The sequence below is a fragment of the Dyadobacter sp. HNCC25DJ183 genome (assembly GCF_056895175.1).
The window spans coordinates 354,646-368,658 of the sequence record NZ_JBXHAP010000006.1 but is presented as its reverse complement, the minus strand read 5'-3'; the positions used below and the strand labels follow the sequence as shown (position 1 = coordinate 368,658).

Annotated in this window: 17 protein-coding genes; 6 read left to right on the top strand and 11 right to left on the bottom strand. The window is 46.3% G+C overall.

What is annotated here, in order from left to right; genetic code table 11:
• Positions 1-64: 64 nt before the first annotated feature.
• Together apbC and AC1XTG_RS17275 are read right to left on the bottom strand one after the other, a co-directional pair.
• Positions 65-1,171 carry an iron-sulfur cluster carrier protein ApbC gene (apbC, locus tag AC1XTG_RS17280; RefSeq protein ID WP_484842789.1) on the bottom strand — a complete coding sequence of 369 codons (1,107 nt, stop codon included), beginning with the start codon at positions 1,169-1,171 and terminating at the stop codon, positions 65-67.
• 59 nt (positions 1,172-1,230) lie between these two features.
• Positions 1,231-2,232 carry a GSCFA domain-containing protein gene (locus tag AC1XTG_RS17275; RefSeq protein WP_484842788.1) on the bottom strand — a complete coding sequence of 334 codons (1,002 nt, stop codon included), beginning with the start codon at positions 2,230-2,232 and terminating at the stop codon, positions 1,231-1,233.
• A gap of 112 nt (positions 2,233-2,344) precedes the next feature.
• Between AC1XTG_RS17275 and AC1XTG_RS17270 the strand changes: the two genes are divergently transcribed.
• The 4 genes from AC1XTG_RS17270 to AC1XTG_RS17255 are packed head-to-tail and all read left to right on the top strand — an operon-like array spanning position 2,345 to position 5,554.
• Positions 2,345-2,782 carry a DUF6934 family protein gene (locus AC1XTG_RS17270; RefSeq protein WP_484842787.1) on the top strand — a complete coding sequence of 146 codons (438 nt, stop codon included), beginning with the start codon at positions 2,345-2,347 and terminating at the stop codon, positions 2,780-2,782.
• Positions 2,779-2,925, top strand: a complete 147-nt coding sequence (locus tag AC1XTG_RS17265; protein ID WP_157474584.1) for a hypothetical protein — start codon at positions 2,779-2,781, stop codon at positions 2,923-2,925. Before AC1XTG_RS17270 ends, AC1XTG_RS17265 begins: the two co-directional genes overlap by 4 nt.
• An 11-nt stretch (positions 2,926-2,936) precedes the next feature.
• A complete protein-coding gene (locus tag AC1XTG_RS17260; protein WP_484842786.1) occupies positions 2,937-3,761 on the top strand; it encodes a glycoside hydrolase family 16 protein in 825 nt (274 codons plus the stop codon).
• 35 nt (positions 3,762-3,796) lie between these two features.
• Positions 3,797-5,554: a DNA polymerase III subunit gamma/tau gene (locus AC1XTG_RS17255; RefSeq protein WP_484842785.1), complete on the top strand. Its 1,758-nt coding sequence runs from the start codon at positions 3,797-3,799 to the stop codon at positions 5,552-5,554.
• Here the strand turns inward: AC1XTG_RS17255 and coaE are convergent.
• The 6 genes from coaE to nusB form a co-directional block, all read right to left on the bottom strand.
• Positions 5,551-6,156, bottom strand: coding sequence for a dephospho-CoA kinase (gene coaE / locus AC1XTG_RS17250; RefSeq protein ID WP_056281275.1), 606 nt, complete (start codon positions 6,154-6,156; stop codon positions 5,551-5,553). The two genes, AC1XTG_RS17255 and coaE, sit on opposite strands and share 4 nt — an antisense overlap.
• Positions 6,157-6,173: 17 nt before the next feature.
• On the bottom strand, positions 6,174-6,863 hold the full coding sequence (locus tag AC1XTG_RS17245) for a YbbR-like domain-containing protein (protein ID WP_229238568.1): 690 nt from the start codon (positions 6,861-6,863) through the stop codon (positions 6,174-6,176).
• Between the two features lie 12 nt (positions 6,864-6,875).
• Positions 6,876-7,178 (bottom strand): preprotein translocase subunit YajC, encoded by a 303-nt coding sequence (gene yajC / locus AC1XTG_RS17240; RefSeq protein WP_056281273.1) that lies wholly within the window; start codon positions 7,176-7,178, stop codon positions 6,876-6,878.
• A 62-nt stretch (positions 7,179-7,240) separates the two neighbouring features.
• Positions 7,241-7,681: a DUF1573 domain-containing protein gene (locus tag AC1XTG_RS17235; protein WP_056281271.1), complete on the bottom strand. Its 441-nt coding sequence runs from the start codon at positions 7,679-7,681 to the stop codon at positions 7,241-7,243.
• Between the two features lie 8 nt (positions 7,682-7,689).
• A complete protein-coding gene (locus AC1XTG_RS17230) occupies positions 7,690-7,992 on the bottom strand; it encodes a YtxH domain-containing protein (protein ID WP_031525854.1) in 303 nt (100 codons plus the stop codon).
• Positions 7,993-8,086: 94 nt separating this feature from the next.
• Positions 8,087-9,253 (bottom strand): transcription antitermination factor NusB, encoded by a 1,167-nt coding sequence (gene nusB, locus AC1XTG_RS17225; RefSeq protein ID WP_056281269.1) that lies wholly within the window; start codon positions 9,251-9,253, stop codon positions 8,087-8,089.
• A 226-nt stretch (positions 9,254-9,479) separates the two neighbouring features.
• On the opposite strand from nusB, the gene AC1XTG_RS17220 reads away from it, so the two are divergent.
• The gene (locus AC1XTG_RS17220; protein WP_056281267.1) at positions 9,480-11,261 is read left to right on the top strand and encodes an ABC transporter ATP-binding protein; all 1,782 of its coding nucleotides are present in this window, start codon (positions 9,480-9,482) and stop codon (positions 11,259-11,261) included.
• Between the two features lie 6 nt (positions 11,262-11,267).
• Here AC1XTG_RS17220 and AC1XTG_RS17215 read toward each other — a convergent pair whose 3' ends face one another.
• Positions 11,268-12,029: a LexA family transcriptional regulator gene (locus tag AC1XTG_RS17215; RefSeq protein WP_056281262.1), complete on the bottom strand. Its 762-nt coding sequence runs from the start codon at positions 12,027-12,029 to the stop codon at positions 11,268-11,270.
• Positions 12,030-12,160: 131 nt separating this feature from the next.
• On the opposite strand from AC1XTG_RS17215, the gene dinB reads away from it, so the two are divergent.
• On the top strand, positions 12,161-13,390 hold the full coding sequence (gene dinB / locus AC1XTG_RS17210; RefSeq protein WP_056281260.1) for a DNA polymerase IV: 1,230 nt from the start codon (positions 12,161-12,163) through the stop codon (positions 13,388-13,390).
• 8 nt (positions 13,391-13,398) lie between these two features.
• Here dinB and AC1XTG_RS17205 read toward each other — a convergent pair whose 3' ends face one another.
• Positions 13,399-13,698, bottom strand: a complete 300-nt coding sequence (locus AC1XTG_RS17205) for a HigA family addiction module antitoxin (RefSeq protein WP_056281257.1) — start codon at positions 13,696-13,698, stop codon at positions 13,399-13,401.
• A gap of 9 nt (positions 13,699-13,707) precedes the next feature.
• Entirely contained in the window at positions 13,708-13,989 is a 282-nt protein-coding gene (locus tag AC1XTG_RS17200) for a type II toxin-antitoxin system RelE/ParE family toxin (protein ID WP_056281255.1), read from the bottom strand.
• Positions 13,990-14,013: the final 24 nt, after the last annotated feature.

The following is a 14,013-nucleotide window of genomic DNA, read 5'->3' as shown; positions in this document are numbered from 1 at the left end:
CTATTATGTATTTGCTAAGATGCAAGATAATATTCAAAAAATCAAATCCTAATCAGGCCCGAAATCAAACCTGAATCTCGACAGGAACAGTCTTAACTTTATTCGCATTGCGGATTGCAACCTGCTGCGCGAGGGCTTCTGCCGTGTCCCTGAATGCATCGTTAACAATCGGGTTTGTATTCATTACAGCGGGCCTTCCCTCATCTCCTGCCTCTCTTATCCCCTGCACAAGCGGTATCTGGCCCAGCAGCGGCACATCGAATTTATCTGCCAGCTTCTGCCCGCCACCTTCTCCAAAAATGAAGTACTGGTGATCCGGCAATTCTTCCGGCGTAAACCACGCCATATTTTCTACAATCCCTAAAATGGGGACATTGATCTGTGGTTGTTTGAACATCGCCAAACCCTTCATTGCGTCTGCCAGCGCTACCTTTTGCGGGGTAGTAACCACTACTGCTCCCGTTACCGGCACTGTTTGCACGAGGGTAAGGTGGATATCACTGGTACCTGGCGGCAGGTCGATCAGCAGATAGTCGAGATCTCCCCAGTCAGTATCTGCAAAAAATTGTTTCAAAGCCTGGCTCGCCATGGGTCCGCGCCACACAACTGCGCTGTCAGGCGGAGTCAAAAATCCGATTGAGATCATTTTAATCCCATATTGCCGGATCGGGTTGATGTAATTTTTTCCGTCTTTCGGAGTAATGGTCGGCTGCATGTTTTCAGCGCCGAACATCACCGGGATAGACGGGCCAAAAATATCAGCATCGATAATCCCTACCTTCGCACCGGAACGGTGAAGCGCCATGGCCAGGTTTGCGGTCACGGTAGATTTCCCTACTCCACCCTTACCGGACGAAATAGCGATCACATTTTTCACACCGGGAATCAGCGGACCTGTTTGCCGCGTAGAGGTTACATTCGCTGTAAGCTTGATAATTACCTCAACATCAGGACTCAGATGTTCATGGATCGCACTCTCGCAATTCCTTCTGATCAATTCCTTGAGGGGGCAGGCGGGGGTTGTTAAAACAACTGTAAAATGAACCTGATTAACTCCGATCTCGATATCCTGGATCATACCGAGTGTCACCAGGTCTTTTTTCAAATCCGGCTCTTCGACAGTACTTAGCGCCTGTAATACTTTTTCTTTATTGATTGTAAATTCTCCCATTACGATGGTTGAGGACCTTAACTAATTCTATCCAACACAGAAAATGGTCTTTGAGTTTGTTATGAAACGGGAAATTCTCCAATTCTCCTTTCTACCTCATTCATCTCTTCTGTGACGTCAATTTTTCGTGAAACTTCATTCAGCTTGCTCCAAAGCGTTTTCAAAAATTTCAAATGCGTTTTCGAGAATCCATGCAGTGGACGGTGGTTGAGCGTCAACATGATTTTATCCCATTGACGCATTAAATCCTGCGAATCGGAGGCAACATAGGTCTTTGCAAATGCATTAAATATATAATCTTCCGCGATTTTGCTGGGATGGATCAGATCGGGTTCATAAAAACGGTAGTCACGCAGCTCGTCCACCATAATCTCGTACGATGGAAAGTAGCTGATGTGCTTATACTTCTCGCAAAGCCGGTGACAAACGAGCCTCAGTATGGACTTACTAACCTGGTTAAGCGGCAAAGTATCTTTCGTATGACGGACAGGGCTTACAGTCAGGACAATGCGTAGGTTCCTGCGGAACATCAGCAGTTTCTGTACAAGGGGCTCCATTGCCTTGATGATCTGATCAGGATGCAGGAGCTCCTTAATAAACTGGTCTGCAGGGAGCTTGTGGCAATTGCCGATGATCATGTTGCTGGCCTTGTGCCTGTAAGCGTACGCAGTGCCAAGTGTGATCACAAGCAGATCGGCCTCTTTCAGGAAAGCACCGACTTCCATTAAATGCGACTTGATATTGGTTTCCAGCTCTGACTGACTGCCCGCCCATTGCGAAGAGTGAAAATCGTGGTGTAACCAGATATCATCTTCTGTTTTCATGAACAACTCAGAAGCCGGATACCGCTCTTCAATGGCTGAATCAATTGTTTTGGCGATGGTAAGCGGGTTAAAAATCGTCCCCAGGGGATTGTTAAGCACCGGGAATTTATAGCCTGCAAGCTGCTGACCCAGAGCATCCGCAAAGCAGGATCCGAGCGTCAGGACTTTCGACTGGTGGTCCATCTTCCATTCGGAAGCGGCAATTTCTACTTCTGTACTGAATTTGATTTCTTTCATAACAACATTGAGTCCGGGCATACAAAGGTAACTTTTAAACCGCTGGAGAATCGCTTTGTGCCTGTTATTCTGGAAAGGTTTAGGTTTAGGATGTCAAAACACACAGCTAATTATGGAAGAACCCTCTTATCAATTCTCCTTTCAAAAAGAGTATCAATATGAATTTGTAAGTCTCGGCGAAGACAAAAATGTTAGAAAACTCGTCACGTTTTCAGAAACGGAAAGTGAAAACGTGTTCAATCTTGCTCTGTTCGACATTCTTGATTCTGGGAAATGCAGTAACAACACAGAGACAAGAAACCAAGATATGGCTAAGGTAGTGGCCACCGTTTTTAAAATTGTTGTAGATTTCCTGGAAATCGAAAAAGACTATGTAGTTGTTTTTAGAGGGAATGATCCGAGAAGGCATCGGCTTTATCGGATTGCAATATCAAGAGAACTAAAACAATTATCAGAAAAATATGTTATTTCAGGAGTAACCAATGATAGCATTGGGCACTTTCTACCAGATCAATCTTACGACCTATACGTAATCACAAATAAGCTATGAGAGACAAAAAGAACGAAGTCGAAGTTACAAGATTGTCGGCTGCAACACTGATTAAGCATGAATTACAAATTGTAAATGCTATGCTGAAAAAAGTTGATTTATCTAAAATCAAAACTCTTGCTAAGGAAGAATGCGCCAGATAAGCCTACCGAGTTTGGCAATCTTTGGACTTGCAATTACAACTTTGCTGGGATGTTCAAGGCCAGATGCTATTGCTCAGCAACATCAAACATACACCTTCGCCTCCACTCCGTCCTGGCAAGACGAATTTAACCAACCCGGGCAGCCGGATCCGGCAAAATGGTCTTATGCGCTGGGAGATCACGGTTGGGGAAATAATGAACTACAGAACTATACCGACAAGATCGAAAATGCCAGAGTGGAAGACGGCAACCTTGTTATTACCGCGATCAAAGAGAAGTCGGGTAAAGCGGAGTACAGTTCGGCCAGGCTGGTGTCCAAAGGCAAAGGAGATTTTCTATATGGTAAAATTGAAGTAAGGGCCAAACTGCCGAAAGGAACAGGCACCTGGCCCGCTATTTGGATGCTGTACAGCGAGAATAACTACGGAAACAAGAGCTGGCCGGACAATGGAGAGATCGATATTATGGAGCACGTCGGCTTTGACCAGGATCGCGTACACGGTAACATCCACACCAAAGCATTCAATCATGTTGCCAAAACAAACAAAGGTAACAACGTGATCGTAGACCAGGCTTCGGAGGACTTTCACGTGTATTCCTGCGAATGGACACCTGCATCCATTACGATACTGGTTGACAACAAACCTTACTTTGTTTTCCTGAAAGAAGCCGCCTATCAATGGGCAGAGTGGCCCTTTGACAAGCCTTTTCACCTCATTTTGAACATAGCCGCAGGCGGTAACTGGGGCGGGCAAAAGGGCGTGGATGACAGTGTATTCCCTCAAAAAATGGTGGTCGATTACGTGCGCGTTTACCCGCTGGCGGAGAAAAAGTAACTTTGAAAATCCACCGCACGGAGGTATCTTGCATCATGGATAATTTTGTTGTTTCCGCCAGAAAATACCGCCCTGTTACCTTTGATTCGGTGGTTGGGCAATCACACATTACTACTACATTAAAAAACGCGATACGTACCAATCACCTTGCGCAGGCCTTTCTTTTTTGCGGACCAAGAGGAGTTGGAAAAACAACCTGCGCACGTATTCTGGCAAAAACGATTAATTGTCAAAACCTTGGAGATGATGTAGAAGCTTGCGGTGAATGCGAATCCTGCGTCAGCTTCCAGAACAATGCATCATTTAACATCCATGAACTTGATGCTGCGTCCAACAACTCTGTTGAAGATATCCGCAACCTGATCGACCAGGTGCGTTATCCGCCTCAAACCGGCAAGTACAAAATCTACATCATAGATGAGGTGCACATGCTTTCGCAGGCTGCATTCAATGCTTTTTTGAAAACGTTGGAGGAGCCACCCAGCTATGCGATTTTCATTTTAGCCACCACAGAAAAGCACAAGATCCTGCCCACTATCCTGTCCCGGTGCCAGATCTTCGACTTTAACCGCATCCAGTCCAAGGACATTGCTTACCACCTGGCCGATATCGCCAAAAAAGAAGGTATTGAGACGGAAAGCGAAGCTTTGGAGCTTATCGGACAAAAGGCTGACGGTGGCTTGCGCGATGCACTTTCGATGTTTGACCTTAATGTGACTTTTTCCACGGACAACCGGCTTACCTATGCCGCCGTTCTGGAAAACCTGCACATTCTGGATTATGATTATTATTTCAAAATAACCGACGCGCTAATCGCCGGCAGCATTGCCCGTTCCCTGGTTTTATTTGACGAAATCTTGAGAAAAGGCTTTGATGGGCATTTGTTCGTTGTAGGACTTTTGGAGCATTTCAGAAACCTGCTAGTTTGTAAAGATCCTGCAACTGTGACCTTGCTTCAAGTTTCCGCCTCTGCTGAGCGCAAGTACCTGGAACAGTCGGCGGCGGCGGATATGAGCTTCCTGCTTTCTGCATTGAGCATTACCGGTCAGTGCGACATTAATTACAAGTCTGCCAAGAACCAGCGATTACATGCAGAGCTCTGCCTGATGAGGCTCGCCAATATTCCCAATATCCTTCGATTAAACTCACTGGCAGCCGTTGATGAAACGGCAAAAAAAAAAGTTGAGCCTGAGCCCGAACCAGTAAGAAGCGGCCCGGCAGCCAGCGAGATTAACTCAGTTCCGCAGAGTAATGGAAGCGCACAGGTAACCGCACCCGCTGTTGCACCTGCGCCGGTTACATCTTCAAAATTGAAAAATACAATTCCGTTGGCTATGACGCCGCCGGTCAGCTACCAGCCAGCAGCAAAAACCGTCGCCGAAACCCGTCAGCAGGATAGTGGCGCATTTACAAACGGGATCAGAAAGGAAGAATTAAGCTTTGAAACACTTCAACGACTTTGGTATGAGTTTGCTGAAAAACGCCGGGAAGGTGGAAATTCCACTACAGAAGAACTTACCCTGAGAAGCGAATTTAAACTGGAAGGTTCTTCCATTGAAATTGCGCTGGCGAACACTCACCAACTTGAAGCACTCCAGAATGTGCGCTACGAGCTGCTCAGCTTTTTGAAAAGTCGGTTGAATGCACCAAAATTAGATGTGAATGCGCGGGTAGCACCGCAGGAGGTAAACCGCCTTCCATATACTCCCGCTGAAAAATTCAATTATATGGCGGAGAAAAATCCTTATCTGCTTGAACTGAAACAGGCGCTCGGCCTGGACGTGGATTTTTAAGATTTGGAGCGGGCCAGAAATTGTTGGTGAAGCTGTACGACCTGCGGAATCAATGCGGCATTTTCATCATTTGTGATAATAAAATCAGCAATTTCACTTCGGACTTCGTCAGATACCTGCCGGTCTATGATCGCCCTGATCTCCTGCTCCGACCTGCTGTCACGCTTTAATATCCTCGCAACCCGAAGTGACGCCGGGGCTTCTACCACAATTACAAAATCGAGCGTATTTCCATCACCTGCTGCTTTCATGATCGCAGCTTCCTTGATCACATAAGCATCGCCGGAATGACGGGCGACCCAGTGCGCAGTATCTTCCTGCACAACCGGGTGAATGATCGCATTCAGCTTTCTGAGCAAAGCTTCGTCTTTAAAAACAACAGAGGCAACAAATGCAGTATCGTATTTACCTTCGGAGTTATAAGCAGCCGGACCAAGTAACCCGGTAACTTCGCGCCTGATACCTTCGTGATAGTTTGTCAGCCACTTTGCCCGCGAATCAGCGTTATAAACGGCGATACCAAGACAGCTAAACAGCTCACAAACAACACTTTTACCGGAGCCAATTCCACCTGTAACGCCAATTTGAAGCGGAGCTGACATGATCTTAGCCGGTTTACTTACAATGGTACATTCAGAAATTGAGCTACCTCAAAACTTACGAACACATCGCGGTGACTCACATCGACCAACGGTGAAACGGGCAAAGGAATGGGCAGGTTTTCGTCGTAGTTGTTCTGGATCTTAGGTGTGGGCACAGAGATCCGGATGGTATCAGGATAGGTTTTGATCAGTGAAACCGGACCGTCGACTGAAATCAAAGAAGGAGATACATTGATAATGCTGGAAATCACATAACCTTCCCTGACCTCAATCCCGGCGCTATCTACCCTGATCGGGATAATCTTCCTGATTTTGGGTTCAAAACTCAGCTCAAAAGTATCGGATACCACATAGTTCACATGCAATCCGGGAAAGAGCTCGGCAACCTGGTCGGTAAGAGCGGTGGAATTGATCACATTCCTCACATTAGGATTGACCACTTTATAAACCACCGGATTGGCATTGAAATTCAGCCATGATTTTTGAAGTAATCTCCAACCGTCGCCCGAAACATTGACAGAGATCCGGCGTGGCAGTGGCTGCATGGGAACATACGATGCATTATCGTACTCGATTTCCAGCGGGTAATTCAGCTTGATGGAATAATTATCCCTGTTCAGCACATTCATCAGCCAGAAGAAAGACGCAGCCAGCAAGCATCCAATAAAGGTTTTGATTCGATTTTGGTTTGGTGGTACGTAATTCACGGCCAACTAGGTTTATCCTGCTATTGTGCGTGAAATTGCCGATTTTTCGACAGTTAATTTAACTCCTTTGTCAAGTTCAAGCGTTACAGTAGCTTCCTCGACAGTATAAATTCTTGCATGTATCCCTCCTATCGTCACCACCTGGTCGCCCTTTTTCAGGTTAGTCAACAGCTCTTTCTGTTCCTTTTGTTTTTTCTGTTGCGGACGGATCATGAAAAAATAGAATACACCGATGATTCCGACCCACATTACAACCTGGTAAATCATTGTTTGAGAACCGTCGGTTGCTGCTTGTGCTAAAAGAGAAAGCTTCATTTGAATTAAATGGATTAGGTAAGTTCAAAACCGTAAACCGGTCTTAAATGGATAGAGTTGAGTTATTTGGATTCTTGCGGCTTAGGTGCTGCATTCACAATTCCTTTAAGTCGCAATTCAGAATACGCCGGTTCTGTATTAGCATAAACTGTAATCGTTTTCACTTGCGGGCCGCTCTTGTTTTTACTGTCAAACCGCACTTTGATACTCGATGTCTGATTCGGCCCGATAGGCTCTTTCGGCCATTCAGGTGTGGTGCAGCCGCAGGAAGATGAGATATTGTTCAGAATAAGGGGATATTCACCCTCATTTTTGAACTTGAACTCGTGTTCCACGATTGCGCCTTCCTGTATCGTCCCAAAATCATAAGATGCACTGTCGACCAATGCAAAAACAGGCATTTTTGAAGATGCCTGTTTTTCATTTTCCCCTTTTTCGCTTTTTGAACAATTGAAAAAGGACAGCGAAACTGCAAGGAGTATGCAAGTGAATATTTGTTTCATATAGCGGCTCAGCTTGCCTGACCTTTGATCTGCGCCATCAGGCGGTCTACGTCTTCAAGTAACTTTTCAGCCTTCTCGCGCGCATCGTTTACAACACGCTCTCCTTCTGAACGTGAAAAATTGTCAGGCTGATCTTTCTTGTCTATAAGGTCCTGAACTACCTCCTGAAGTTTCTCACGATACTTGGACAGGCGGTATGTTAATTGTGTTCTGAGCACTTCGCCCTTATCGGGTGCATAAAGGATTCCCAATGCAGCACCTGTGACACAACCTGTCAAAAATGCAATTAGACTGTTACTGGTTTTACTCATGATTTCCTAGTTTTAGCTGTTGAGTCGGCCATAGGCTTCCTATATCCGACAGCTCCAAAAATTATTCCATTGTAATGCACAGCCAAAGCCGGCATTACTTATTATCGATCAGTCCGCGGCCGCTTTTCCGGATAACTCCTTCTTTTGCGAGTTTCACCGAAAGCACGTCGAGGACGCCGTTTACAAACTTACCACTTTTTGGGGTACTGTACCTTTTTGCAATTTCAATAAACTCATTGATGGTAACTTTCACGGGTATTCCGGGAAAATGAATGAGCTCTGCCAATGCTGTTTTGAGGATGATCAGGTCAACCAATGCGATCCTTTCCAGTTCCCAGTTTTTAAGCTGATCATCAAGATACAGATCATACTGGTCACTTTCGGCAACTACGATCTTGCATAATTCTTCGACAAACTCGCGGTCTTCCTCCCAATCTTTTGTGAGCGGCGCCAGCTGGAATGTACTGATATCATCAGCTGATTTCAATGTTTTGATAGCAAGGCTCCGGATCAACTCGCTGTGATCCACCCAGTACAAATCGCGCTGTTCAAGGTAATCAAGCGGAACTTCATGTTTCAGGATCACCTGACGCAGCACGTGCTGCACCAATGCCTGATCTTCTTCCGGAGTGTGCGAAGCCTGGCGGCAGTAAGCTTCATAAACCTCATCCTTCCGAAGTGCGTCCCGGTATGTTTTACGGATCACGCCCATTTCATTACTCCAGTTGATCCCGCTTCGGATGATCTCCTCTTCAAGGCCTTTATCTGCTGCAAGAAGCTGGATTACCCGATTGGAGTTCAGTCCTGAGTCTTTCGGAAAAGGCGACTCCGGGTCATCATATTTTCTCTCCCTGTCGATCTTGGCCTGATGCGAAAGTTCGATCAGCATGGAAAGTATCCGTACAAAATCGACGTGGATCAGCTCGGTTTCATTTAAAACCCTTCTTACCAGCTTTTCTCCGTCCGACTTAGTTTGCCTGTCATAAGCTTCATAGGCGCTTCTTGCCACACGTACCACGCGGTCTGGCAATTCCTCATCTTCGCTCAGTTTGCCGTTTTTGATGAATTCGTCCAAAGCAATACTTGCCAGCTTTTTCATGCCCGACAATTTTTGTTTGTCCTGAAATTCCATCGAATTCAGATCAGGCGCGAAAGCCTCCTCAATGTGATCCAACGCCAGCAGGCGGTTTGCGTCAGCAGTCAGTTGCCTAGCATAAAGTGCCTGAACAGCCTTGGTCCTTAATAATCTCCTATTCAGCATAAGCCGGGACTAATTGTATAAAAAGTACAGTAATTCAAAGAACGTTTCTTCATATAAAGGCAAGGTTGGTCTTGTACCCTGCGGGAGCATCTAAAATTTAGCGCGAAATTAGCGTATTTTGTTCACATTCGAAAAAATGAAACACCTGCCTTAAATTTGCAACGTTTTAAATAAATAGGATGTTGCCTATTCCAAAGCTACATTTTTCTTACCCAAAGCATAGCCGGTGAAATCATTAAAGTACCTCAATAAGTACTTATGGAAATACAAATGGTACCTTATTCTTGGTATCATCTTTACTGTAATCTCCAACCTTTTTGGCATTATCCCCGCACAACTTGTGCGTTATGCGCTTGATCTGGTGATTGAAACGCTGGATATCTACTACCTCTATAACGGAGTGTCGCTGCAAAGTAAAATGTACGACATTTTTGCATTCAGTATCCTGCTTTACGGCCTGCTGATCCTTTTGATGGCTTTACTGAAAGGGATCTTCTTATTTCTGGTGCGACAGACCATTATTGTCATGTCGCGGCACATTGAATTTGCACTTAAAAACGACATTTACCAGCACTATCAAACCCTTCCGGCCGCATTCTTCCGCCGTCACAGCACCGGTGACCTGATGGCGAGGATCTCGGAAGACGTAAGTAATGTGCGCATTTACGTGGGCCCGGCATTAATGTACGGGATCAACCTGCTGGTTCTTTTCGTGCTGGTCATTTCCTATATGGTTTCTGTAAGTGCCAAGCTGACATTCTACGTTTTGCTGCCGTTGCCTGTACTCTCTGTGAGTGTGTATGTGGTCAATAGCCTGATCATGAAACGTTCCCAGGAAATCCAGAAGCAACTCTCGGCCCTTTCGACTTATGTTCAGGAAGCTTTTTCAGGAATACGTGTAATCAAGTCTTTTGTTCAGGAAAAACACTCTTACGACAATTTCGAAAAAGAGGCCGAAACATTTAAAGTGAAGTCTCTCGCGCTCACCAAAGTGGACGCATTCTTTTACCCGGTGATCATTATGCTGATCGGGTTGAGTAATATCTTGATCATTTATGTAGGCGGACAGGAGATTATCAATGGCCGGCTTACGCCCGGGAACATTACCGAGTTCATTTTGTATGTCAATATGCTTACCTGGCCGGTAATGGCGCTGGGCTGGACAACCAGTCAGATCCAGCGTGCAGCCACTTCTCAGGCCCGTATCAATGAATTTCTGAATGAAAAAACGCCTTTGGTTTCCGAGAAGAATCTTGTGAGGCCGCTGGACGGCGGGATCCGGTTCGAGCACGTGAACTTTGTTTATCCGGATTCAGGTATCCAGGCGTTATATGACTTTGACCTCGACATTAAAGCCGGCGAAACGGTTGCGATCCTGGGAACGACGGGATCAGGAAAAAGTACGCTGGCGCACTTGCTCTGCCGCCTTTACGATCCGACCGGCGGACAGATACTGATAGACGGTACTCCTATGAAAGATTATGATGTACACGCGTATCGCCGGCAAATAGGATATGTACCTCAGGATGTATTCCTCTTCTCCGACTCTATCCAGAACAATGTACGGTTTGGCACACTCGATATGCCATTTGAACGCATTGAACAAGCTGTAAAAGACGCTGATCTTTATAATAACATCATCGACTTTCCGCAGGGCTACGATACGGTGCTGGGTGAAAGGGGTATCACGCTTTCGGGCGGACAAAAACAAAGGCTGTCTATTGCCCGCGCCATTGCACGCGATCCCAAGATTCTGGTGCTCGACGATTGTCTTTCGGCTGTTGATACTAATACCGAGAATATCATTCTCAACAATCTGAAACGCATTATGGACCATCGTACCTCCGTCATTATCTCGCACCGCGTTTCCTCAGCGAAGCTGGCGGACAGGATCGTGGTACTGGACGAAGGAAAGATCATCGAGCAAGGTACGCACGCAGAACTAATGGCGAAAAACGGCGCGTATAAAGAGCTGTACGAAAAGCAGCTCATGGCCGAGGAAGTCTAGCCGAGATTATTTCACCAACCTTTTTACCTCTGCTTTCAGCTCTTTCATTTCCTGGTGGAGACTTTGCAGGCTCACCTGCTGAGTATCGGCTTCCAGATTGAATGTCAGCTTACTGCTCACCTGCCACATTTCCCTGATCTCATTCTGATCTATGCGGATAGGTGCGTAATCGGGGTTCAGGGATACCAGGTTTACAAAACCGGAATTCGCTTCTTTCTGGATCTTTTTGACGAGCACACTATCGGCAGTCACAACGACGTACATCCGCCGGTTGCTCAGGCCATCCATATCATCAACAGCTTTCCCCACGATCCACTCTCCCGATTGCAGCACAGGCGACATACTGTCTCCATCCACCTGAAAGCCGCGAAACGTGGCATTCCGGTACTCGGGAAGCGGAATACCGAATGCCGGCAAACGCTCAAACCATTGCGCGTCACCGATATTGCTCGGGTAACCCGCAGCCGCTTTTGCATTCACCAGTACGATATTCTCTTTGCCCTCGCTGTCGACTGTCACTACTTTCGGGGTGACAGAAACTTTATCTGAATGCAGGTATTTCTGGCTGCTTTCACCAAAAAGCCAGAGCGGATTAATGTGATACTTCTTTAAAAGCTCCTTCACAACCTGCCCCGGAATGCGCGTGCGGCCTCGTTCTATATCGGCCGTAGTCGCGCTGATGCCCAACTCTTCCGCGAATGCAGCCTGGGTCAGATTCAACTCTTCTCTTACTTGTTTGAAACGTTTAAATTCTTCTTCGGTCGGCATTTGTCAGTTGATCAGTTACTCGAAACCTATGTCTTTTCAAAAATAATATTATTTTGGAATATTTCCTTTTCTCAGATGGAAATGATCCATATATTTGGAATAAATCCATCAACACGTAAAAATTCCAATTTGTGGACCGCACGATATTACATCTGGATCTTGACACCTTCTTCGTCTCAGTCGAGCGGAAGAATGACAGCCGGCTTGAAAATAAGCCGGTTATGGTCGGCGGCGTGGGCGATCGCGGGGTAGTTGCCGCATGCAGTTATGAAACGAGAGCATTTGGCGTCCATTCCGGTATGCCCATGAAAACAGCTAGAATGCTTTGTCCCGAGGCGATCGTCATACGTGGCGACGCGGGTGTTTATTCCAAGGAATCGAAGATCGTGTCTGAGATTATCAGTGAAACAGTGCCCGTTTTCGAAAAAGCCAGTATCGATGAATTTTATGCTGATTTGTCGGGAATGGATAAATTCTTTGGCTCCTACAAGCTTGCTACCAACCTGGGAGAGCGCATCAGGCGGGAGAGCGGACTGCCGATTTCACTGGGGCTTTCTACCAGTAAGATAGTCGCGAAAGTGGCGACAGAGGAGGCAAAGCCCAACAATCACCGCAAGGTGGAAGCAGGAATGGAGAAGTCCTTCCTTGCGCCAATGCCGGTCAAGAAGATCCCGATGGTGGGAGAAAAGACGGATAAGATCCTGCAAAATATGGGAATCCGGTATGTGAAGACGATTCAGGATATGCCGGTGCAGGTAATGAGCCAGGTTTTGGGTAAAAACGGCGTACTACTCTGGAACCGCGCCAATGGGCTGGACAACTCGCCGATTATCCCGTTTCACGAACGCAAGTCGATCTCCAATGAGCGCACTTTTGGGAAAGATACGGGGGATATCAGAAGAATGCGCGAGATGATCCGTGCGATGGGAGAAAACCTGGCGTACCAGCTTCGCTCAGGCAACAAGCTGACTTCGTGCATCTCTGTCAAGATCCGGTATTCCGATTTCAATACCTTTTCAAAACAGGTTAAAATCCCCTACTCTTCGGCAGATCACGTGCTGATCCCGCATATAGAGCGGTTGTTTGACCAGCTTTATAACCGCAGAATGATGGTAAGACTGGTAGGAGTGAATTTTAGCGACCTGGTATCCGGCAATCACCAGATCAATATGTTTGATGATTCCGAAGAGCGGCTGAACCTGTACCTGGCCATGGACTACATACGTGATAAGTACGGGATTGACGAGCGCGGAAACTCCATTATCAGCTGGGCAACCACGCTGGGCATACCTAATATTTCAAGTATGGGAAACCCCTTCAACGGCGACCCACCCATTATCCCGGCGCACAGGAATGCCTGAGTTGAATATCAGGCTGCGTCTTGCTGCAAGGTTTGTATGTTATTCAACTCATTGGTAATCAAATGCTGCTCTTCTTCCAAATCGAAATCGTCCTGCAATCCCAGCCAGAATTTAGGAGAAGTGCCAAAGTACTTCGCAAGCCTGAGTGCCGTATCCGCAGTGATCCTGCGGCGCCCTTTGATGATCTCGCTGATTCTTGTTTGCGGAATTGAAGTATCCTTTGCGAGTTTGTAAGCGCTGACTCCCATTGGCGCAAGAAACTCTTCCTGCAGCACTTCACCCGGGTGAACATTTTCAAGCTTTTCCATTGAGTATAATTAATGATAATCCACAATTTCTACTTCCAGCGCATTTCCATCAACCCATTTGAATATGATCCGCCACTGGATATTGACACGAATGCTATAAAAGTCCTTCAAATTGCCTGACAACTTTTCCAGGCGGTTTGACGGCGGAATTCGGAGGTCAGCCAGATTCTGTGAGTTATTTAACATTCTCAATTTCCGTCTCGCAACGGATTGAATATCCATAGGTAGCGAGGTTATCCGCTCTCCAAGCCAGATCCTTTCCGTGATTTTGGACGAAAAACTCACAATCATAACGTACCGCGTTAGTAACGTTCA

Bases quoted from the DNA above. Each gene is read 5' to 3' on its own strand.
- apbC (WP_484842789.1), bottom strand. From the start codon at position 1,171: ATGGGAGAATTTACAATCAATAAAGAAAAAGTATTACAGGCGCTAAGT.
- AC1XTG_RS17275 (WP_484842788.1), bottom strand. From the start codon at position 2,232: ATGAAAGAAATCAAATTCAGTACAGAAGTAGAAATTGCCGCTTCCGAA.
- AC1XTG_RS17270 (WP_484842787.1), top strand. From the start codon at position 2,345: ATGGAAGAACCCTCTTATCAATTCTCCTTTCAAAAAGAGTATCAATAT.
- AC1XTG_RS17265 (WP_157474584.1), top strand. From the start codon at position 2,779: ATGAGAGACAAAAAGAACGAAGTCGAAGTTACAAGATTGTCGGCTGCA.
- AC1XTG_RS17255 (WP_484842785.1), top strand. From the start codon at position 3,797: ATGGATAATTTTGTTGTTTCCGCCAGAAAATACCGCCCTGTTACCTTT.
- coaE (WP_056281275.1), bottom strand. From the start codon at position 6,156: ATGTCAGCTCCGCTTCAAATTGGCGTTACAGGTGGAATTGGCTCCGGT.
- yajC (WP_056281273.1), bottom strand. From the start codon at position 7,178: ATGAAGCTTTCTCTTTTAGCACAAGCAGCAACCGACGGTTCTCAAACA.
- AC1XTG_RS17235 (WP_056281271.1), bottom strand. From the start codon at position 7,681: ATGAAACAAATATTCACTTGCATACTCCTTGCAGTTTCGCTGTCCTTT.
- AC1XTG_RS17230 (WP_031525854.1), bottom strand. From the start codon at position 7,992: ATGAGTAAAACCAGTAACAGTCTAATTGCATTTTTGACAGGTTGTGTC.
- nusB (WP_056281269.1), bottom strand. From the start codon at position 9,253: ATGCTGAATAGGAGATTATTAAGGACCAAGGCTGTTCAGGCACTTTAT.
- AC1XTG_RS17215 (WP_056281262.1), bottom strand. From the start codon at position 12,029: ATGCCGACCGAAGAAGAATTTAAACGTTTCAAACAAGTAAGAGAAGAG.
- AC1XTG_RS17205 (WP_056281257.1), bottom strand. From the start codon at position 13,698: ATGGAAAAGCTTGAAAATGTTCACCCGGGTGAAGTGCTGCAGGAAGAG.
- AC1XTG_RS17200 (WP_056281255.1), bottom strand. From the start codon at position 13,989: ATGATTGTGAGTTTTTCGTCCAAAATCACGGAAAGGATCTGGCTTGGA.